Origin of the sequence: Sulfurihydrogenibium azorense Az-Fu1 (assembly GCF_000021545.1) — a bacterium.
Lineage (GTDB): Bacteria > Aquificota > Aquificia > Aquificales > Hydrogenothermaceae > Sulfurihydrogenibium > Sulfurihydrogenibium azorense.
On sequence record NC_012438.1, the window covers coordinates 909,572 to 929,963 of the forward strand.

At 29.6% G+C, this 20,392-nt stretch carries 24 protein-coding genes and 1 pseudogene; 6 read left to right on the forward strand and 19 right to left on the reverse strand.

What is annotated here, in order from left to right; all coding sequences use genetic code 11:
* Positions 1–7: 7 nt before the first annotated feature.
* The 5 genes from aroA to hemA are packed head-to-tail and all read right to left on the reverse strand — an operon-like array spanning position 8 to position 4,521.
* Complete coding sequence (gene aroA / locus SULAZ_RS04805) at positions 8–1,303, reverse strand: 3-phosphoshikimate 1-carboxyvinyltransferase (protein WP_012673995.1); 1,296 nt, start codon at positions 1,301–1,303, stop codon at positions 8–10.
* Between the two features lies 1 nt (position 1,304).
* Positions 1,305–2,237 carry an ExeA family protein gene (locus SULAZ_RS04810; protein WP_012674947.1) on the reverse strand — a complete coding sequence of 311 codons (933 nt, stop codon included), beginning with the start codon at positions 2,235–2,237 and terminating at the stop codon, positions 1,305–1,307.
* Positions 2,234–2,707, reverse strand: a complete 474-nt coding sequence (gene lptA, locus SULAZ_RS04815) for a lipopolysaccharide transport periplasmic protein LptA (protein WP_012673740.1) — start codon at positions 2,705–2,707, stop codon at positions 2,234–2,236. The genes SULAZ_RS04810 and lptA overlap by 4 nt, the downstream gene beginning before the upstream one ends.
* Positions 2,700–3,230: an LPS export ABC transporter periplasmic protein LptC gene (gene lptC, locus SULAZ_RS04820; protein WP_012674726.1), complete on the reverse strand. Its 531-nt coding sequence runs from the start codon at positions 3,228–3,230 to the stop codon at positions 2,700–2,702. Before lptC ends, lptA begins: the two co-directional genes overlap by 8 nt.
* Positions 3,214–4,521: a glutamyl-tRNA reductase gene (hemA, locus tag SULAZ_RS04825; RefSeq protein WP_012673705.1), complete on the reverse strand. Its 1,308-nt coding sequence runs from the start codon at positions 4,519–4,521 to the stop codon at positions 3,214–3,216. The genes lptC and hemA overlap by 17 nt, the downstream gene beginning before the upstream one ends.
* 56 nt (positions 4,522–4,577) lie before the next feature.
* On the opposite strand from hemA, the gene SULAZ_RS04830 reads away from it, so the two are divergent.
* The 3 genes from SULAZ_RS04830 (at position 4,578) to SULAZ_RS04840 (ending at position 6,659) form a co-directional block, all read left to right on the forward strand.
* Positions 4,578–5,102 (forward strand): LabA-like NYN domain-containing protein, encoded by a 525-nt coding sequence (locus SULAZ_RS04830; protein WP_012674687.1) that lies wholly within the window; start codon positions 4,578–4,580, stop codon positions 5,100–5,102.
* Positions 5,103–5,172: 70 nt separating this feature from the next.
* Entirely contained in the window at positions 5,173–5,769 is a 597-nt protein-coding gene (locus SULAZ_RS04835; protein ID WP_012673435.1) for a nucleotide exchange factor GrpE, read from the forward strand.
* Complete coding sequence (locus tag SULAZ_RS04840; RefSeq protein WP_012674105.1) at positions 5,769–6,659, forward strand: DnaJ C-terminal domain-containing protein; 891 nt, start codon at positions 5,769–5,771, stop codon at positions 6,657–6,659. The genes SULAZ_RS04835 and SULAZ_RS04840 overlap by 1 nt, the downstream gene beginning before the upstream one ends.
* Here the strand turns inward: SULAZ_RS04840 and SULAZ_RS04845 are convergent.
* On the reverse strand, positions 6,656–7,093 hold the full coding sequence (locus SULAZ_RS04845; RefSeq protein WP_012674383.1) for a hypothetical protein: 438 nt from the start codon (positions 7,091–7,093) through the stop codon (positions 6,656–6,658). The two genes, SULAZ_RS04840 and SULAZ_RS04845, sit on opposite strands and share 4 nt — an antisense overlap.
* Before the next feature lie 110 nt (positions 7,094–7,203).
* On the opposite strand from SULAZ_RS04845, the gene SULAZ_RS04850 reads away from it, so the two are divergent.
* Together SULAZ_RS04850 and SULAZ_RS04855 are read left to right on the forward strand one after the other, a co-directional pair.
* The gene (locus SULAZ_RS04850; RefSeq protein ID WP_012674408.1) at positions 7,204–7,500 is read left to right on the forward strand and encodes a hypothetical protein; all 297 of its coding nucleotides are present in this window, start codon (positions 7,204–7,206) and stop codon (positions 7,498–7,500) included.
* Positions 7,493–8,017 carry a nucleotidyltransferase gene (locus SULAZ_RS04855; protein WP_012673855.1) on the forward strand — a complete coding sequence of 175 codons (525 nt, stop codon included), beginning with the start codon at positions 7,493–7,495 and terminating at the stop codon, positions 8,015–8,017. Before SULAZ_RS04850 ends, SULAZ_RS04855 begins: the two co-directional genes overlap by 8 nt.
* Positions 8,018–8,031: 14 nt before the next feature.
* Here the strand turns inward: SULAZ_RS04855 and SULAZ_RS04860 are convergent, their stop codons facing one another.
* Positions 8,032–9,582 (reverse strand): ATP-binding protein, encoded by a 1,551-nt coding sequence (locus tag SULAZ_RS04860; protein WP_012674561.1) that lies wholly within the window; start codon positions 9,580–9,582, stop codon positions 8,032–8,034.
* A 206-nt stretch (positions 9,583–9,788) separates the two neighbouring features.
* Between SULAZ_RS04860 and SULAZ_RS04865 the strand changes: the two genes are divergently transcribed.
* Positions 9,789–10,457 carry a hypothetical protein gene (locus SULAZ_RS04865; protein WP_041675838.1) on the forward strand — a complete coding sequence of 223 codons (669 nt, stop codon included), beginning with the start codon at positions 9,789–9,791 and terminating at the stop codon, positions 10,455–10,457.
* On the opposite strand, the gene SULAZ_RS04870 is transcribed toward SULAZ_RS04865, so the two are convergent.
* The 12 genes and pseudogenes from SULAZ_RS04870 to SULAZ_RS04920 form a co-directional block, all read right to left on the reverse strand.
* Positions 10,396–11,589 carry a lipopolysaccharide biosynthesis protein gene (locus SULAZ_RS04870; protein WP_041675840.1) on the reverse strand — a complete coding sequence of 398 codons (1,194 nt, stop codon included), beginning with the start codon at positions 11,587–11,589 and terminating at the stop codon, positions 10,396–10,398. The genes SULAZ_RS04865 and SULAZ_RS04870 overlap by 62 nt on opposite strands.
* Positions 11,582–12,655 carry a glycosyltransferase family 4 protein gene (locus SULAZ_RS04875; RefSeq protein WP_012674883.1) on the reverse strand — a complete coding sequence of 358 codons (1,074 nt, stop codon included), beginning with the start codon at positions 12,653–12,655 and terminating at the stop codon, positions 11,582–11,584. Before SULAZ_RS04875 ends, SULAZ_RS04870 begins: the two co-directional genes overlap by 8 nt.
* Before the next feature lie 18 nt (positions 12,656–12,673).
* Positions 12,674–13,375, reverse strand: coding sequence for a glycosyltransferase family 2 protein (locus SULAZ_RS04880; protein WP_012673935.1), 702 nt, complete (start codon positions 13,373–13,375; stop codon positions 12,674–12,676).
* Positions 13,368–14,105 carry a class I SAM-dependent methyltransferase gene (locus SULAZ_RS04885; RefSeq protein WP_012675051.1) on the reverse strand — a complete coding sequence of 246 codons (738 nt, stop codon included), beginning with the start codon at positions 14,103–14,105 and terminating at the stop codon, positions 13,368–13,370. Before SULAZ_RS04885 ends, SULAZ_RS04880 begins: the two co-directional genes overlap by 8 nt.
* Positions 14,092–14,799 carry a polyprenol monophosphomannose synthase gene (locus SULAZ_RS04890; RefSeq protein ID WP_012674754.1) on the reverse strand — a complete coding sequence of 236 codons (708 nt, stop codon included), beginning with the start codon at positions 14,797–14,799 and terminating at the stop codon, positions 14,092–14,094. Before SULAZ_RS04890 ends, SULAZ_RS04885 begins: the two co-directional genes overlap by 14 nt.
* Positions 14,796–15,878, reverse strand: coding sequence for a glycosyltransferase family 4 protein (locus tag SULAZ_RS04895; RefSeq protein ID WP_012674272.1), 1,083 nt, complete (start codon positions 15,876–15,878; stop codon positions 14,796–14,798). The genes SULAZ_RS04890 and SULAZ_RS04895 overlap by 4 nt, the downstream gene beginning before the upstream one ends.
* Positions 15,851–16,468, reverse strand: a complete 618-nt coding sequence (locus tag SULAZ_RS04900; protein ID WP_012674165.1) for a hypothetical protein — start codon at positions 16,466–16,468, stop codon at positions 15,851–15,853. Before SULAZ_RS04900 ends, SULAZ_RS04895 begins: the two co-directional genes overlap by 28 nt.
* Positions 16,469–18,334: a protein O-mannosyl-transferase family gene (locus tag SULAZ_RS04905; RefSeq protein ID WP_012674315.1), complete on the reverse strand. Its 1,866-nt coding sequence runs from the start codon at positions 18,332–18,334 to the stop codon at positions 16,469–16,471.
* Positions 18,319–18,723, reverse strand: a complete 405-nt coding sequence (locus SULAZ_RS09225) for a prepilin-type N-terminal cleavage/methylation domain-containing protein (protein ID WP_012674144.1) — start codon at positions 18,721–18,723, stop codon at positions 18,319–18,321. The genes SULAZ_RS04905 and SULAZ_RS09225 overlap by 16 nt, the downstream gene beginning before the upstream one ends.
* 51 nt (positions 18,724–18,774) lie before the next feature.
* Complete coding sequence (locus tag SULAZ_RS09325; protein ID WP_228357504.1) at positions 18,775–19,032, reverse strand: hypothetical protein; 258 nt, start codon at positions 19,030–19,032, stop codon at positions 18,775–18,777.
* 102 nt (positions 19,033–19,134) lie between these two features.
* Positions 19,135–19,200: pseudogene (locus SULAZ_RS09330) on the reverse strand (prepilin-type N-terminal cleavage/methylation domain-containing protein); the annotation flags it as partial.
* Between the two features lie 106 nt (positions 19,201–19,306).
* Positions 19,307–20,290, reverse strand: a complete 984-nt coding sequence (locus SULAZ_RS04920) for an IS481 family transposase (protein ID WP_012673450.1) — start codon at positions 20,288–20,290, stop codon at positions 19,307–19,309.
* Positions 20,291–20,392: the final 102 nt, after the last annotated feature.

A 20,392-nucleotide genomic window follows, 5' to 3' on the forward strand; every position in this document is an offset into this window, starting at 1 on the left:
TTATCTCCTACTTGGAAACTTTTTCTAAATGTTTGAAAAAATCTGGATAAGATATGTAAACACAGTCTGCATCTTTTATAGTTATACCATCTTCAGATACAAGACCTAAAATCGCAAATCCCATGGCTATTCTATGGTCTTTGTAAGAATCTACAACACCACCTTTTACTTTTTGTTTACCTTTTATTACCATTCCATCTTCTAACTCTTCTATCTCTAAGTTTAATCTTTTAAAGTTTTCTACTATCGCTTTTATTCTATCACTTTCTTTTACTCTTAACTCTTCAGCTCCTGTTATAACAGTCTCTCCTTCAGCTTGAGTTGCAACTATAGCAAGTAAAGGCAGCTCATCTATCATAGATGGAACTTCTTCTTTTACTACTTTAACACCTTTTAAGTCGTTGTACTTTACTATAACGTCTGCCACAATTTCTCCTGCTTCATCTCTCTTGTTTTTATATTCTATATCAGCTCCCATCTCTTTCAACTTTCTAAAAAAGCCATCCCTTGTAGGATTAACCATAACATCTTTAAGAATAATCTCTGATTTTGGAACTATTGAAGCTGCAGCTGCAAAAAAGGCAGCAGAAGAAGGGTCAGCTGGAACGTTTATATGGATAGGTTTTAATCTATCTGTTTTAGATATTTTAACTTTATAACCATCAGTCATAAAATCTATCTCTATGTTTGCACCCATCCAGTTTAACATCTTTTCTGTGTGGTCTCTTGACACTATAGGCTCTACTACTTCTGTAGGTGTTTCAGCGTAAAGTCCAGCAAGTAAAATGGCAGACTTTACCTGAGCAGACATCTTACTGTTAAAGTAAGATATTCCTTTTAACTTTCCACCTCTTATAGATATAGGAAGGTTGTTTGCCTCTTTTCTACCATCTACTTTTGCTCCCATCTCAGATAATGGGTCAACGACTCTTTTCATAGGTCTTTTTCTTAAACTATCATCACCGGTTAAAGTTGCAAAGAAATTTTGTCCTGCTAAAACTCCAAGTGTTAGTCTCGTTGTAGTCCCAGAGTTTCCCATATCAAGAACATCGTCAGGCTCCTTTAATCCTTCTAAACCTTTACCTTTTACGTATATAACGTTATCTTTCTCTTCTATATCTACTCCTAACTTTCTATATACATTTAAAGTGGTTAGAGTATCTCCAGCCTTTAAAAAGTTTTTAATAACAGACTCTCCCTCTGCCAGTGATGGTAATATAATAGACCTATGGGATACAGATTTATCAGAAGGAACTCTTAGTGAGCCTTCTATCCTTTTTACAGGTTTAACTGTTTTTTCCATTTTAAACCCCTATTATGTTTTTAAGTATACTAAATATATACCATAGTACCATAAAAATAGCAGTTAAAATTAAAAAAAATGTTAAGTAAACTTTGATGTTGCTTGATTTTTCTGCATCTTCAAAGACATCTTGGTTTAATGCAGTTAGACTTTTCAGAATATCTTCCTTTTCTATCACTGTTTTCTTCTTTAAGAATGCTACCATTAACGACCTTGAAGCTATTAGATTTATCAACCTTGGAATGCCTTTAGATTTACTGTAAATTTCATCAATCGCAGATTTATCAAACTTTATTTCCTTAAAATCAACAATCTTTAACCTATGGTTTATATACTTTTCCACCTCTTCTTTTGATAAAGGTTCTAAAAAGTATTTATTTGATATTCTATTGTTGAGTTGTCTTAGTTTTGGGTTTAAAAGTTTTTCTTCAAACTCTGGTTGTCCTACTAATATAAACTGAATTAGTTTTTCTTTATCCGTTTCTAGATTTGAAAGTAATCTTATCTCTTCTAAGGTTTCATCTGGTAGAAGTTGGGCTTCATCAATTACTACTAAAACTTTTTTTCCATTGGATAGCTGCTCTTCAAGAAAAGTGTAAATCTTTTTCAACATCTCATTTTTTAAACTTTTTTCATCATACTCTATCTTAAACTCATCTAAAAGTGTCTTTAAAAACTCTTCAGGAGATAAAAAAGGGTTTAGTATTACTGCAGTTGTGTACTTGTTAGGCAGGCTTTTTAAAAATTTCTTTAATATTGTTGTTTTCCCTGTTCCCGGTTCTCCTATAATGACTCCAAAACTTTCTTTTGATTCTAAAGTGTACCAAAGAAGGTTTAAAGCTTTTCTATGGGTTAAAGTTTCAAAAAAGTAATCAGGGTCTGGATTAATCTTAAAAGGGTCTTCCTTTAACCCAAAAAACTCTAAATAGTTCATTTTTCCTCTTTTTCTTTAGGAAATAGTACAGACCTTACTCTACTACCTTTTGATGTTGCAACTGCTTTCTCTTCGTCTATATAATAATAAATCTCATCTCCTTCAACAACATTTTTACCTTGATGGACTTCTGCATTGTTTTTAAGGATTATTAGATTTTTATCTTTGTAGTACTCAGCTTCCTTCGATTTTCCCCATTTGTTTTCTTGTTGGAAGTATACGTTTCCTACTGCGTATATTCTAGATACATCTCCTTTTTCGTCTAAGTATATCTTTACAGTATCAGCCTTTAAATTAAAGTTTCCTTTTTTTACATCTACATTCCCAGAATAGACAGCTACTTTTTCTTTGTTGTAGTATTCTAGCTTATCTGCGTTTATAACAACAGGTTCTTTTTTGTTCTCGGTTTTATTTATTTGGGCAAAGGAAACACTAAAAATCAAAACTAAAACAACCAACACTTTAACCATTTTTACCTCTATACTCACTGTTTACTTCATCCAACTTTAAAAACTCCTTTTCCATATCTAAAAATAAATTTTTCCCTCTTGTAGTCATCTCTTGCGAGTAGATTAATGTATCAGTATCATTATAAACTATATTCTTTTGTGTATCTATAACTATATATTCGGTTTTTATATCAATATCTTTACCCGTAAAAATTACGTCTTTATAGAATTTTGCTACTTTCTCTTTTGTATGGTAAGTACTTTCTTTAGACTTTAAATCAAAACTTCCCTTTTCCCCTTCATAATGCCCTTTTGGATTTTCTATAAAGATATTATCTCCTTTAACTACCATCTTTGATCCTGTTAGGGTATAGGTTTGGTCTGCTTTTGACACTAAGTAAAAGTTTTCTAAAGTATTATTTGAGTACTTTATCTTTTCTAATATTTTTTGTCTGTCTAAGTAATCTGAGATTTCTTTAAATATGAATGATACAGATAAAATAACTAAAAAAGTGAAGAAAAATTTTTTAGTCTTCTCTAACACTTTCCTTCTCTTGCTTTTTGTTTCTTAAATCCCACTTTGAGCTAAACATCTCTTCTATGATTTTTATGTATAAATCATTACCTTCTTTCGAGGCTTTATCTTTTATATACATTGTAGGTCTGTGTAGTAGCTTGTTTATTAAAGATCTGAAGGCTAAGTCTATATTTTCTTTTTCTTTTTCTGTTAGGTATGGTATCTGTTTAAAAAGTCTTTCTAACTGTTTTTCTCTAAGTTGGTCTGCGTAATCTCTTATCTGAGTTATTAAAGGGTTTACCTTTTGAGTGTTTAACCACTTTATAAACTTCTCTACTTCGTCTTCTACTATAAGCTCTGCCCTTTGAGCTTCTATCTTTCTTTCTTCAATGTTTGAGTTTACGATAGATTTTAAGTCATCAATGTTGTAAAGGTAAACTCCTTCAATTTTATTAACATCATCTTCTACGTTTCTCGGAACTGATATATCGATTATGAATAAGGGCTCTCTTTTGTTTTTTACTGCTTTTTTTATATCTTCCTTTTTTAATATAGGTTGAGTTGCACCTGTTGATACTATTACAATATCTACCTCTGGTAAAAATTCTAAAATTTTGTCAAATCTTATTGCGCTTCCGTTGACTTTTTCTGCAAGCTCTACAGCTCTTTCAAATGTTCTATTTGATACAAAGATATGTTTTACACCCATAGATGACAGATGCTTTGCAGCAAGCTCTGCCATCTCCCCTGCACCTATCACCAGTACAGATTTATCCTTTAAATCTCCAAATATTTTCCTTGCAAGTAAAGCAGCTGCATAACTTATAGATACTGCTTTTTTGGATATTCCTGTAGAAGTTCTTATTTTTTTAGATACATTTAGGGCTTTGTCAAAAAGCCTTGTTAGTATGTGTCTAACTGCTTTGTACTCTTTTGCAAGGGAAAAGGACTCTTTAAACTGACAGACTATCTGGGGTTCTCCTATAACCATTGAATCTAAACTTGAAGAAACTCTAAAAATATGTCTTATAGCATCTCTGCCTGTATAAAAAAATACATGTTTTTCTAAAATATTGATAGGTATTGAAGAGTATTGAGAAAGTACTTTTAGGATTTCATACTTTAAAGACTCATCTCCATCAAAAACACCGTAAAACTCAACTCTATTACAGGTAGATATAACACATATTTCGTATACATTATCAAGAGAGTTTAGCTTCTCTAAGATAGACTGGTAGTTTGATTCTGTAATTGCTAACTTTTCCCTTATTTCTACAGGAGCTGTCTTATAATTAAACCCGGTTGAAAAAATTTCCATAGAGATAATTTTATCACATTTATGTTATAATTCAATAAAAACTCTTAAGGAGCATCATGAATAAAAGAATTTACAACAATCAAAGAGTTGCTGTGTTTGTAGATATACAAAATCTGTATTACTCTGCAAGGGATACTTTTAACAGAAAAGTAAACTTTGAAAGTATTCTCCAAAAGACAGTTGGAGATAGGATATTAGTTAGGGCTTTTGCCTACATTGTAAAGCTTCACGGAGTTGACCAAAAAGGCTTTATAAATACCTTAAAACATATTGGTTATCAGGTAAGAGAAAAAGAGCCTAAAATCTTTAAAAGGTTAGATGAAGAAGGAAATTTGTGGACTACTATTAAAGCAGACTGGGACATGGGAATTGCCATAGATGCCATCTCATTGGCAGATAAGATTGACGTAGCAGTTCTTACAACAGGAGACGGAGACTTTAAGGACCTTGTAAAGTACCTTCAAACAAAAGGTGTAAAAGTAGAGATTGCAGCGTTTAAACAAACAACGGCAAAAGAGCTTATAGAAGCTGCAGATGAGTTTATAGATTTAAATATTTATGGCGAGGATATATTCCTATGAGCTACCCTTGAATAACTTCCTTAAAAGATATATTTTATATTTAAAAAGTAAAAAAAATGGAGGTACAAACTTGGAAGAAAATAAAGATCAAACTCAGCAAGAAACTGAGCAAGAAAACAACCAAGAAAATCAGCAAACTCAAGAAGAAGTTATAGATAAAGATGGGTTAATTGAGCAACTAAAAAAAGAAAATGAAGAGCTAAAAGCAAAACTCCAAAAAACAGAAGACGCAGCAAAAAAACTAAGTGCTTTATACCAAGCTATCCAGAAAGATTTTGAAGACTATAAAGTAAGAACAATAAAAGAAAAAGAACAGATAAAAGAAGAGGCTATAGAAAAGTTTGCCAAGGCGTTCTTAGAAGTAGTAGATAACTTTGAAAAAGCATTAGAAAGCTTCAAATACACAAACGACATTAACTCCATACTCCAAGGTATACAGATGACCCATTACCAAGTTGTAAACCTTCTTAAAAACTTTGGAATTGAAAAGATAGAAGATACTCAAGAATTTAATCCAATGCTTCATGAAGCGATAGAGACTGTAAAATCTAAAGAGTATAAACCAAACCAAATAGTTAAAGTTTTACAACACGGCTATACCTTTAAAGGTAAAGTTATAAGACCTGCAAAAGTAGTAGTTTCAGTAGAGGAAGAAGAAATAACCTGATGAACTTTTATAAACTTTTGGGAGTAGCTTTTAACGCTACTCCTGAAGAGATAAAAAAAGCCTACAGGAAAAAAGTAAAACTATTTCATCCAGACATAAACCCAAATGGTAAAGAAATCTTTAAAGTATTAAACATAGCTTATGAAACTTTAATAAACCCGGAAAAAAGACAAGATTATGACAAACATATCAATAAAAATTCCTTAACCAGAATATTAGAAGAAAAGGTATTAGACTTTTTAGGTTTTACTGACAAACCTTTAAAAGGATTAGATATAAAAACTACTGTAGCAGTCTCACTTCAAGATGGTATATTAGGTAAAGAAAAAACTATATCTTACGAAAGAAAAGTTTTATGCCCAGAGTGTGAGGGAAGCTCTATAACCTCTTACAGCCAGATAGTAAAGTGTGATAAATGTGATGGAGAGAGCAGAATCCAAACAAAAATAGGTAAGGTAATATGTTTTAAATGTTTTGGAAAAGGGTTTGTAGTAAAAAATCCTTGTAAAACCTGTAAAGGTTTTGGTTATATAAAAACAAAAGACCAAGCTACTTTTAATGTGCCTATAGGTGTTGAAACAGGAGATAAAATTAGGATAGAGGGAAAAGGAAACTGTGGTTTAAACGGTGGCAAAAACGGAGATTTAATAGTTAGATTTAAATTAGACACAGGCTTTTTTGAAAAGTCCGGTAAAGATTTAATTTTAAACTTGAAGATAGATGAAGATATTTCCAGTTATGAATACATCCGTATAAAAAACCCTTTAAACGAGATACTTCAAATAAAAGTTCCTCCAAACTTTACAAAACAATCAATTATAAAAGTAAAAGGTGAAGGTTATATAAGTAAATCCGGAGAAAGAGGAAATATCTATATAAAGATTGTTTAATCCCAGCTACTTGAACTATTAAAACTATCATCCCAGCTACTATAACTATCCCAGCTGCTAAAACTATCATTCCAGCTACTTGAAAAACTATCATCATGAAAGATATTACAATCTAAGAAACTGTAAGCCGGGTTAGTACAAATATCACTACTATTGTATGAAAAATCAGACGAAAAATCATCATCGTGATGGAAAATATTACAACCTAAGAAGCTGTATCTTGGGTCTGTGCAATAGTTGGTATCATCGTCGTAGTTTAAAATAGAGTAGTTATTATGCTTAAGGCTGTTGTTGATGTTATCATTGTTGATAAGTTTATTGTATATCTCTTCTGCTTCATACTGACTTGATTCAGAAAAATATTTGTATAGTGCTAAAAACAAATTTCCAACAAACATTAGAATAAAAAATAGTAATACATAATAATCTAACATTTTAGTCCTCTTTACAGCCTTTTACTAATATAAAACTACTTCTAATTTAACTTTCTGACAAGATTTTTTATGTGTTGAAAATATTTTAAACATTCATTATATTACTGTTTATGGAAAGAGAAATAACATTAAAGTTAAAAACTTTATACGGAAAAGAAAAAGCAACATTGGAAGAGCTGCTATCAAGCAGAGCTGGAATTAACTTGCTACCTTACGAAATAGCTGTTAATGGATCTGTAGATTGGGAAGAGTTTAATATTCCCGAAGAGATATACAAAAAAGCCTGTATAATCTACAACAACTATTCTTACCTTATAAAAAGAGAAAAGCCTCTACCAAAAGTTAACGAAAAGCTATCAGATGTAGAAGTAAGAAAAATTTTTGAGGTTTTAAGAAGTATTGAATGACAAAGAAAAAATTTTAGAATTACTAAAGCAGTTTGTAATAGAAAAAAAAGAACCATTAGAGCTTATACTGGTTGGAGCTTTAGCATTACCTTTTTATGATGTAGAATTTCGGTTTACTTACGACTTGGATGCAGAAATACAACAAGGTAATATAGAAGATCTTTACTTTTATTTAAAATCTAAAGGTTTTGAAAGTGATTTAAGTGAAAATGTGTCAGGTTGGAGTGTTATCTCTATGCCATCTGGTTATAGAGAAAGAAGTCAAATAGTTTATCAGAGTGATTTACTTACAATCAAAATTTTAAGCCCAGAAGATTATATTATTATGAAACTGAGAAGAGGAACAACACAAGATATAGAAGATGCTTTGGCAGTAGCTAAAACAAAAAAAGTAAAGAAACAAGATTTAGATGTACTTTATGAAAAAGTTTTAAAAGAATCTATCAAAGATACAGCTTTATTCAACTTTAAAAAGATTTATGCTTTATTCATAAATGAGCTTTTAAAAAGGCAGTAGTTATGTTTAGTTTACTATAAACTTTCTACTTTCTCATACTCAAAATAAACTATATTCCTCTTTTCCTTACTAAACTCTATCCCTACCAAATAAATCTCTTTGTAGCTGCCTATATACTTTTCATAATACTTCTTCTCTTTTATCTGATTTAAAGCTCTCTTTTCAGCTTCTTTCTCTACTACCTTAAACTCTACTATATAAGCTCTATCTTGATAAAATACTGTTAAATCTATCTTCCCTATGTTTGTTGTATCTTCTGCTTTTGTGTTTAACCCACTTCCGGTAAATAGTGCATATACCACAGATGCGTAAAATCCCTCATAGCTGTCTAAATCATTCTTCCTATACCAATCGTTTGGTATACTTGCAAAGAAGCTGTGTAGGGCTGTTTTTATCTTTTCTAAATCGTTCTCTTCTATAGCTTCTACTATACTGTTTTGAGCATCTTCCTTGTCTGATACTGATGGAAGTATATCTGATAGGAAAAAGTTGTTAAAACTTGATTTTACTTCAAAGTTTGGATAAGTGAGGATGTAGATAGTCCTTAATCCTAATTTTTTAGTTTCTCTTATGGTTAGATAACCTGTTTGAAAGAGTAAATTCTCAATCTTCAAAAAGTCTACATCAAGGTTGGCAAGTATCTCATCGTTTGCTTTTATTTCTTCAAGCTTTGGTAAAAATACTTTGTTATTTAAAATAAGCTTCATCAAAAATGTAGGAGTTCCAGTCTCAAACCAGTAAGGTCTAAATATTTTCTCACTTAAAAACAATAAAACATCAAAAGGATTGTAAACCTTTTCACCAAGCCAATTATAGCCGTTATACCAATATTTTAGTTCTTCTAAGTTTACTCCTTCTAACCTATCTTTAAACACTGTTTCAAGTTCTGATTGGGTATATCCACATATAGTTGCAAAGGTAGGAGAAAGGGTAATATCTTGAAGCTGATTTAAACCGCTAAATATAGATACTTTTGAAAATCGTGATACTCCTGTTAAAAATACAAATTTTAAATACTGGTCAGAAGCTTTTAAAACGCTGTAAAAATCTTTTAAAATTTCTCTTATTTCTATAGCTTTTTCTGTGTTTTCTATATTATCAAGGATTGGTTTATCGTACTCATCTACAAGGACTACAACAGGGTTTTTATACTCTTGGTATAGCTTTAAAATTATACTTCTGAATAAAAAGCCGTAATCTTCTTCCTCTTCTATCTCTATACTGTAAAAGTTAAGATGTTCTTTAAGTTGTTCTATAATCCATTTTTTAAGGATGGTAATATCTTTTATATTTCTACCACCAAAATCTATGTGTATAACGGGATATTTTTTACTCCAATCCCAGTTATTTTCTAAATACAATCCTTCAAATAGCTGCTTATTACCTAAAAAAGCTTGTTTTAGAGTATCAACAAAGAGAGACTTTCCAAATCTTCTGGGTCTACTTAAGAAAAATTGATTTCCTTTGTTTACAAGTTTTTCTACAAAATGGGTTTTATCAACATAATAGCAATTTTCTCTTCTTAACTTTTCTAAGCTTGATATTCCTATTGGTAGTTTTTTCATATCTCTACCTTTGCTTTTTAAAGTATTATATCAAATTATAGGTTGATTTTTTCTCTCTATCGTGTAATATAATGTTTATTATATTAAAAAACACATATTAAATTTTAATATGTATTATAATGAAATTTCTAAAAAGTCTCTAAAAGAAAAAAATTATTTATACTGATATAATATTAGCAAGACCTATAGGATTTTGGGGGGTTGTAATGAGTGTTGTTGTATTAAGACTTTACATAAAATCTAAAGATAAAACTGGAGAAGTATTGAATATTCTAAAAAAATATAATGTTGATACCAAAAATTTATTTACCTCTTTAAAAGAAAAGGGCTTTTTTGAGTTTAAATTGGATGAAAGATTTTTTAAAGATATTCAAGACGAAATAAAAGATTTTGCTGATATAGAGATTATAGATCGTGTTCAAGAAAATCAATCCGTTTTAAATGGCGATTCAGTAAAGGAACCTACAGGATTACTGGCTTTACTTTTATTTGATGCATTTTTAATTTTGTCAATTGTTAACATTATTTCAAGAAAAATTGAACTTTACGATTTAATAAGTTCAACACCTGTACTTAATAAAGTTACTATTTTCGTTGTAATACTAATAAAAATTTTTATCAGTTATATTCTTATCTCTGGAATTGTTAAACTCTCTAAAACAACCATTTTAGGAAGGTTATTGAATATTAAAATTGATAAAGGGGAGAAAAATATTATCTTTTTAATGCTACTTTTGATAATAGCTTATTTCTTATTAGAATCTTATCTTCTAATCTTTAAATATTTTGGTTTATTTTTAGTGATATTTATAATTATTGCTGTATACTCTGCTTATGAGCATCTTGGAATTTCTTTAAAAAGAGAAAAAGATTAAATATTAAAAACACAGCATTAATGATAAAAATATAAGTAAGGTAATCTATTACAGAAGCAAATTTTATAAAAACAAAACCACAATAATAAAGTATCAAATGTAGATATACACTAACAAAAGCTTTTTCTAAAGATATATTGACATAGTAGATAACTAAATTTATTAAAAGAGGTAGTATAGAAAAAATATAAAGCGGTAGTATTTCATAAGCCTGAGAATATTTATCACCAAAAAGTAATAAAAACACTTTTTCTCCTACAAGTGAAAGAAGTATTTGTATAACTCCAAAAGTAAAGATTATAAATATAAAAAAATATTTTACATATTTAAACGCTTTTTCTTTTTTTTCTGAAACTTTTACAAAAATTATAGAGAATAAAGTTAAGATAAACCATATATAAGCTTTTCCTAAGATTGATGCAGAAGCAAAATACCCTGCTGTTATGGGATCAAAAACACGCTTTATAAATATATCATCAGCATACACGAAAAATCCTGATGGACTTACTAAGAAAAAAGATTTTATTATCCTTTTAAAAGGAAGTTTTTTTATTTCACCAAAGAGATTTTTGTTTATATACATAAGTAGGATTAAACTAAAAAACATAGAGAATACGGTAGAAGATAAAGCTCCATTTATCCAAAAACCAATCTCAACAAAAATTATTGCAAATAAAAGTCTCAAAGTAAGTTCTAATCCATTTAAAAAAGAATACATACCAAATCTATTTTCAACTTGTAAATAACCCTTTTCTACATTTTCTAAAAAAATTAAAAAAGAGACTAAAGCAATGATAATAATAGAAAAACTACTACTAACATGTAAAAAATCTTTTAAATAGGGAGATAATAAAGAAAGCACAATAAAAAATAAAAGCCCTGTTATAAAAGCTACTATTCTTAAAAATCTCAGGACTCCTAACTTTTCTTCTTTATTTTCAAGAATATTCTTTATTGCGATTGTTGGATATGTATTTGAAAAAAAACCTACAGTCAACATAAATGAATATAAAACCATAAATTCTCCATAACCTTCAGGACCCAACTTCCTACTAATTATAAAGTGAAAAACATATCCAATACCGTTAATATAGAAAAACATTACTGATAGATAAAAGAAGTGTCTAATCATTGTTTAAGGTTTCTATTAAAAATTTTTCATATTCAGTAGAAAGTTTATCCCATGTTAAATTTTTTGCGTATTCTACTGCATTTTTACCCATCTGTAAAATCATCTCTTCATTTTTCCACAAAGTTATTATCTTATCTTTTAAATCTTCTGGATCCTCCCTTTTAAAACTTAACCCAAAACCATTTTCCACAACATAAGACAGCTCTGGAATATCACTAACAATAAGAGGTTTTCCCATAGCAGCAGCCTCCAAAGTAACAATACTCTGAGCTTCGTATCTTGAAGGCATAACTATAAATTTTGCATTTCTTATAAAATTAACTTTTTCTTGACCAGTTAAAAATCCGAGAATTTCAACATTGTTATTTAATCCTTTTTCAGTTATTAAATTTTTAAGTTTTATTTCATCTTTTCCTTTACCTGCTATTTTAAGAGGAAATTTTATGTCTTTGAAAGCTTCTAAAAGTAAGTCTAAGCCCTTGGTGAATATATCTATTCTTCCAATGAATCCAATATAATTACCTATATTTATATCTTTTTCTATAATTTTTTCATCTACGCCATTTGGAATGATTTTTCCTTTTAATTTAAACTTGTTAAGAGAAATTTCAGAAACACAAATAATATTTTTGTAAATACGAGGATAAATCTTTTCTATTAAATAGAAAGGCAAACCAAAAAAACCATATCTTTTTAAAATCTGTAATCCTTCTCTTTGATGCAATTGTAGTACTGTTTCTTTATGGAATAGAAATGAAAAAACTGGGTTCCAAGGAGCAAAATCCTCAACTATAATGTCATAATCTTTAGCATGATTTTTTAGATATTTAATCGATTCAAATGCATAAGAAAAAACACTCAATTTATAACTCTTGTCAGTTCCTAAAAATTTAAACTTTAAATTTCCTTCCGCATAATCCTTAGCATTTGGATATCTACCTGATATTATCGTTATGTTATGACCTTTCTCTGCCAACCTTCTATTGAGTTCATGGCATCTTACAGCTCCACCACCACCAACCCAGGGATTATTTATATGATCGTAGATAAGATGAAGTATTTTCACTTTATTTCACCAAATTTATTAGTCAAAAAAATCTTTTACTCCTCTAACATAAGCATCAAAATTAAACGGTAGATTTTTTAATTTGCGAACAATCGTGTATTTAAAAAAATAGGAAAAAAACACAAATGGTAGAAAATATGGATAATGTTTTTTTGTAAATAAAAATCCATTTCTAACCCAGTAATAGTCGTTTACTTTATTTATTCTTCCTGCTGTGCCTCTAATTTGATATAAAGTACATCCTCCCAGCATTTGTAGTTCTCCGTTAGGATACAATATTTTAGACCCTATAGCTCCAACTTTTATGTTTTTGCTTATGGCTTCATAATAACATTTAACCAAGTTCCCCAAAGATGATTTATTAAGGATTGTATCGTTGTTTAATATCCAGATAAACTCATAATCTCTTGCATTGTTTAAAATAAATTCTAATCCTTTATTAAATCCACCAGTATAACCTAAATTTTCATCGTTTTTTATTATATAAAATCGAGAGTTTTCACCTATATTTTCTATTGTGTTATTTTCATCTATTATTTTATAATTTAAATTTTTATTTGTTAAGAAAGAAATCAAGCTATCTACAGAATTATCATTTGATCCGTTATCAATAAAAATTATATCGTAGTTTTTATAATCAAGAAAAAAAACACTATCTAAAAAATTTTTACTATCTTCCCAGTTGTTCCAATTTAAAGTTAAAAGTACAACTTTACTCATTGGTCTTTTTCCCTACAAAAATTACTGTACTTCCAAATAAAAATTGATAAAAAGTAAATGATGCATCAGCAATTTTAAAAACCTCTAATAATGGTATAAAAGGTATTATTCCCAAGTATTCTATAGGTCTAACTCTTTTAACTTTTATATTATCAAATCCTTTCATCTCTCCCAATGATTTAATTGCTCTTTTAGTCCAAGGTCTAACATGAGTAGGATCTTGATAAAAATTATATTTATCTGGACAAAACAAACTGGTGTAGTACTCAGTTACGCAGTAAAAATATCCACCTTTTTTTAAAACTCTATAAGCTTCAGAAAACAGATTGCCTGGGTTGTACAAATGTTCCAATACATAAATTGAGATTACTAAATCTATTGATCCATCTTCGTAAGGTAATGCATCTTTATCTATGTCACAAACTTTAAAACTCACGAAATCCGGAAGTTCTTGATTTTTATGTAAGTCTACTCCCAGAAAGTCCGCGTTAGGATTTAAAAAATTTTTTATATAAACAAAACTTGATCCTGAACCACAACCTATATCTAAAATTTTTGAAGCTGTCTTTATATTAGGAATATCTTTTAAACCATATAAACCTAGTCTCGATAACTCCCAATATTTTCTTTCTAAAAATTTGTATTTAGAACTTATTTTAAAAATTAATTTTTCTTTTGTCGATTTTTCGCCTTCCTCTAATAATCTCTGATAGCCTTTATGCTTTTCCAAACTTTAACCTCCATACAATAATAGCTGCTTCCAAGGCTATTTTTCTACTCATTTTTGAGGAGCCGCCGTTTCTTTCATAGAAAATAATAGGAATTTCTGTTATTTTACAACCTCTTTTATAGAGTTTGTAAGCCATCTCTATCTGAAATGCATATCCATTTGATTTAATCTTATCTAAATCAATCTTTTCTAAACAAGTCCTTCGGTATGCTCTATATCCACTGGTAATATCTGAAAACTGTTTTAAGCCTAAAATAGTTGTAGCATACCAGTTGCCGAATTTAGAAATAAGTAATCTTTTAAAATCCCATCCCACTACACTGATAGTATTGTTTATATAACGAGAACCTATTACTACGTCATAACCTTCTTTCATTTTTTCTATAAATCTTGGTATATCTTTTGGGTCGTGGGATAAATCTGCATCCATTTCAAAGAAAATATCATAACCTCTTTCCAGACCCCATTTAAATCCTGTTACATACGCTGTACCTAATCCCATTTTATATGGACGTTGTATCAAAAAAACCTTATTATTAAATTCGGGATATGTCTTAACGATTTCTGCAGTCCCGTCTTGAGAGTTATCATCTATTACTAAAACATGAATATTTTCATAGTTCATTAAACTGTCCAAAACCTTCCTTATATTTTCAGCTTCATTGTATGTAGGTAAAACAACTAAATATTTCATCTCAGAGCCTTCAATAAATTTAAAAACTTTTGTCTTGTTTTTTCCCATGAGAAGTTTTTTGCCCATTCGATACAATTTTTGGAGAGTTCTTCATACAAATCTTTACTTTCCCAAACTTTTAATATCGTATCTGCCATTTCTTTATAATTGGAAACTAAGAAACCTGTATCTCCATTTTTTATACTATCTTTAAGACCAGGAGCATTATAACCTATTGCTGGAGTTCCAAAAACGTTTGCTTCTATTACAACTTGTCCCCAACCTTCTCTTATACTTGGAATAAGTATAAAATGAGATTTTTCTAAGATTTTATACTTTTCTGATGCATCTAAATATCCTGTAAATGTGATATCCTGAAAATCCGTATATTTATTTTTAAGATAACTAAGTAAAGGACCTTCCCCTATAACAAACATTTTAGCGTTTTTTATTCTTCGTTTAACTAAGATATAGGCTTTTATGGCATCTTCTGGATTTTTTGTTTTTTTTAATCTGCCTAAGTAAACTAAAGTTAAAACTTTTTCTTTTTCTGGTTTCCTTTCTAAAGGAGATATATTTAAACCGTTTTCTATTATAGAAATATTATTAAAACCTAATTTTATCAAATCTTGATAAGTAGAGTTAGAAACGGTAATAGTTAATTTATTTTTATACAACCTTAATAAGATAGTTTCTATAAATTTAAATATATTTCCGATCAAACCTAATTCAGCAGTCCAAAATTCTTTATACAGTTGATGAATTAAAAGTATAGAATTTTTTAAAGGAAAAGTAAAAAAACCTATTCCATTAAACTCATCAATTATAATCCAACTCTTGTCCTTTTTTAGAGCGTATAAAAAACCATATAAATGAGTTGTAATTTCATTTCCCTTTCTTATAAAATTTATCCCATTTATTGTTTCCTTTTCTTTTAGATTTTTGGGTTTTGAGGAAAACCATTCAACTTGGAACCCTTTCTCTACTAAACCTTTAGCAATTTCCATAGTATATACCTCAGCACCACCTTTTTCAGGATGCTTAATACACCTTCTATTTAAGATTAACACCTTCATGCCATATACAATCCTAAAATCCATAGACTAAAAAATGCAAGAAATGCTATTAAACTGCTAAAAATATTAACAGCATCTATATTCTCACCTAATCCTTTCCAGATTAAAAATATTATAGACGATATCCATCCTATTAAAGAAAAACCTACAATAAAGCTCCAAAAAGTAGATGGTGTGTTGTCATATTTTAACAATTTAAGTTGACTTTCATATAGTTTATTAAAATCTTCTTCTTTATAATTGTTAAATTCCCAATTTATCATCTCTTTGGCCCTCAAGGATGCAATTATTGGAATTATTTCATCTAACGTTTCTTTATATGGCTGGTATACATTTTTTATTTGTAAGAGACTTGACCTAATAGTTTCATAACAGTATAATTTTTCATCATTTTTAGAAAATGATTGACATTCCTTTTTTAATTCATTAATTGCAATTTCATTAAAGGGACTAAAAGGGACGTAAAAGAGAATAGCTTTTTCTAAAGATTTAATTTTTTCTAAACCTGCTTGATTTTTTGCTAAGCTTATAAACTTATTTTGTGTGTATAAACTTCTTAAAGTTAATGAAAGTAAAGCTACAATTAATATAAAAAAGATAACTCTTTTACTCACTTACTCCTCCGGTAAAAGATAAGATTGTTTTGGATTATTATACGCTCTCAAAGCTTTATAAATTTCTATAAATGATTGATTCTGTGGAGATAAGTATATTTTAAGTCTAAAAGGTGCTAAAAATTTACCATAAGAGATAGATGCATCAACATCGATCTCATTGAGTTTAAATGTCGGAACAATACTACTTGCTAAAACTAAATATGCATTTGAAAAGAAATTACACATCTCTAAAGTAAACGGATCATCTACATTATGATTAAGACAGACATCTGTTGATAGAAATTTTGCCTTTTCTATATTTATTCTATTATACCACTGAGGCGGTGTAGTATCATTTTTATTTACATAAAAAAATGTAAATAAGAAAGGTTTTATTTCTACAAAATTATACAGTGGATGAGTAGGTGCAAGTGCAACAGTTGATATAAATATTTTTTTATTCATAATTTCATTTAAATTTCCTGCAAAAAATTCAGGAATTAAAGGTTTATAAATTTCTTTAGGTTTACAACCTTCCACTCTCCATTCAATACTATTATAGTAGTGTGATGTTATATGACAAACATCATCTCTGTATCTACCAACAAGCTTTAGATACCAAAGTTCAAATGTATGATTATCCCCATAAGTACTAACCAAAGATGCAACAGGACTGTATGATAGTAAATCTTTTGCGTGGTAGTAAGGAACCCAGTTGTTAAAGTGATTGGTTTCTACAAATCGGGAAAACAAAAATGTAAAAGGAAAAACAACAAGTACTGGTAAAATTACACTATAAACAAAATTAAAACCCCTTTCTTTTAAAAACTCAAAAAATTTATATAAAAAGTAGCAGCAAAAAACGATGAGAAAAGATAATGCAGGTAAAAAGTACTGATTTCCAGACACATAAACAGTTGCTAAGTCCAAAACTTCACTACTCAAAGTTATTTTGCCTAGTATAACAGAATATAAAAAGAACGAAGTAAACAAAAATAAGAATAATTTCTTATTACTTTTGTAAAGTAAGTAAGCACCAATAAATGCTAAAAATACAAAAGCATACGAAAAATTGACACTAAAAAGATAGAATAGATTTTTTAATGTGTATATGTAAGAGTCAATAGTACTAACTACACCTTTTGTTGCATCAATAGAAGAACTTTCTCCGTAAAACTTTCTAAGAATCATTGCTATAAACCTTTCAAGAGTATCAGCTTTATGAGCTGCAGAGAAAGTATCTTTTATACTTCGTATGTATAAATGTAAATTAACAAAAAAACCAATAATAAAAAATAAAAAAGACAGTGGAATAAGTCTAACAAACTGTCTACAGTAATACAAACCTACGATAAACAAAGGTAAAAACATTATCAGAAGTGTATGATGAATAGAAGATCCTATACCCAGTAAAAATGCGGATAGATAGACTAATCTTTTGTCTAAGTTGTCACTTTTTAGGACTTTTATACCTAAATAAGTAAGTAATAAGATAAAAAATAAATTTAAAGTATAAAACTTTATAACAACCGAATTATAATAAAAAGAGTAAGAAACAGCTAAAAAGGACACACTAATCAATCCATATATAGGTTTGTTTGTTAAATCCGTAACAATCAAGTAAAGTAAATAAAGAGATAAAGCTGAAAATATAACTGTAAGTAAACCAATTCTTATTCCAATGTTTGCTACAGGTAATAGGGAGAAAAGTTTTGATAACTCAATATAAAAAGGGTATCCGGGGGGATGGGCTATTCCAAGTAGATGGCTTGCTACTACTAACCCTCCACCATCACCTGTAGAAAACACAGGAAACAATGAAAATACATATAAGATTATAATAAGTGCAAGCAATATGTTTACATTTATTACTCTACGGTACATATTACTCCTTTATTATTAAAAAAACATTTTGCTGTATAATCTGTTATACCGTTTAAATTTCCTGTAATAGTTCCATTAGAAACATAGCCATTAGTATCACAGGTTATAGTCCCAGAAATATTTATTTGAAGGCTACTGTTTGGAACTATGGTATTTTGACAATTTTTTAATGTAGATACATCTATTGTCGTAGTTGAATTTATATTTCTCTCTTGACATTCACCTGCTGCATCGTAAGCACAGGCCTTTACAATAGGCAAAGCATAGGAGGTTACTTTAGATTTATTTTTATACTTCATATAGCTAGGTAGTGCAATACTTGCAAGTATTGAGATTATCACTATCACAATTATTAGTTCTATCAAACTGAAGCCTTCTTCTGCTTTCATTTTGATTACCTCAAAAGGCAGGCCAAGAGCCTGCCTAAGATACTTAGATTATTATTGAACCGTACACTTAAATCCTTCAGGTTTAGCAGTACATACAGCTTTATAATCTGAAACGCCTGATAAAGCTGCAGTAACAGTTCCGCCAGTTAAAGATCCACTATCCTGACAGTTTATATTTGCTACACTTATAGTAACCTGCCCCCCAGGTGTATTTACTGGAGATGCACAATTTTTACCATTAGTTTGATCGATGGTTATCTGGCCTGTATCTGTTGGTGGGTTTTCTACACAGTATGCAGCTAAGTCCATCAAGCAAGCTCGTGCTAAAGGTTCTGCATAGGAAGAAACCTTTGCCTTTTGCTGATACTTCATGTACTGGGGAATGGCAATGGATGCAAGAATTGCGATGATTGCGATAACGATGAGGAGCTCAATGAGGGTGAAACCCTTGTTGTTACTTCTGACTGTGTTTAACATATCTACTACCTCCTAAAAAATTAATTTACATTAAATAATATACAGTGAATTTTTTTATTTGTGTATGAGTTCTATACATCGTGAACACCTTCACCTAAAAATTTTATCATACTCCATAAACAATGTCTGCTGGTCTTTTGTATCCTAAAGAATGATGTGGCCTTATAAAATTGTACTTCCTTACATACTTCCTTAACTTCTTATTCATCTCCTCTAATGTGTAATCTAATCCCTCTATCAACCATAACTCCTCTTCTATTGTCCTTATCAATCTTTCTACAACACCATTAGTCTTTGGACTCCTTGGATAGCTAAAGTAATGCTCCACTCCTATATCCGTTAAATACTTGTTAAACTCCCCTAAAAACTCACTCCCGTTATCTGTTTGTACCCTCTTTATCTCAAATTCAAAATACTCATTTAACTCAATATAAAATTCTTTTGTTTTCTTTGAATTTTTACTTTCATATACCCGTGCAAAACAAAATCTGCTATACTTATCTATAGCTGTGAATTGGTAATATGTTGCACCTGCGATGTTCAGGTGTTTTACGTCTATTTGTACTACATCCCCTGGGGCTTGTGCTTGCAAGCCTCTTTTTGTCCTTTTCTTCTTTATACTCTTTTTTCTTTTGTTTTGTATTTTAATTGATTTTGTTCTCTCTATTAATCCTTCTTCTTTTAATACTTTATACACTGTAGATGGTGATACTTTTATGTTTTTTTCTTCTTGTAGATATGCCGATATTTTTTCTTTGCTCCAAGTTGGGTTTTGTTTCCTGACTTTTATTATTTGTTCTCTGTACTGATTTCTTATAGTTGGTTTTCTTGTGTTTTTTGGTGTTTTAGGTCTATCAAGAAGTCCTTCAAGTCCGTCTTTTTTGTATCTTTCAAACCATTTATAGAAGGTAGTTCTTGATATTCCGAAGTATCTGCAGGTTTTGGATATATTTTTTGTATCTTGGTAGTGCTGTATCCATTTTAGTCTTTTTTTGGCTTCTTTTGTTAAAGGAATGTCTTTAATCTTGTTTGATAGTTTTTTAGGAAAGAGTGTTGTCATATACATAGGGGTTCCTATAATACCTTTCATATAACCTACCTCCTGTTTTTGTTGAAATTATTTTAAAGGGGTAGGTGTTCACTGTGTATTGAAACTTATACAATTTGTCAATATGTATTCACAATTTTTTCA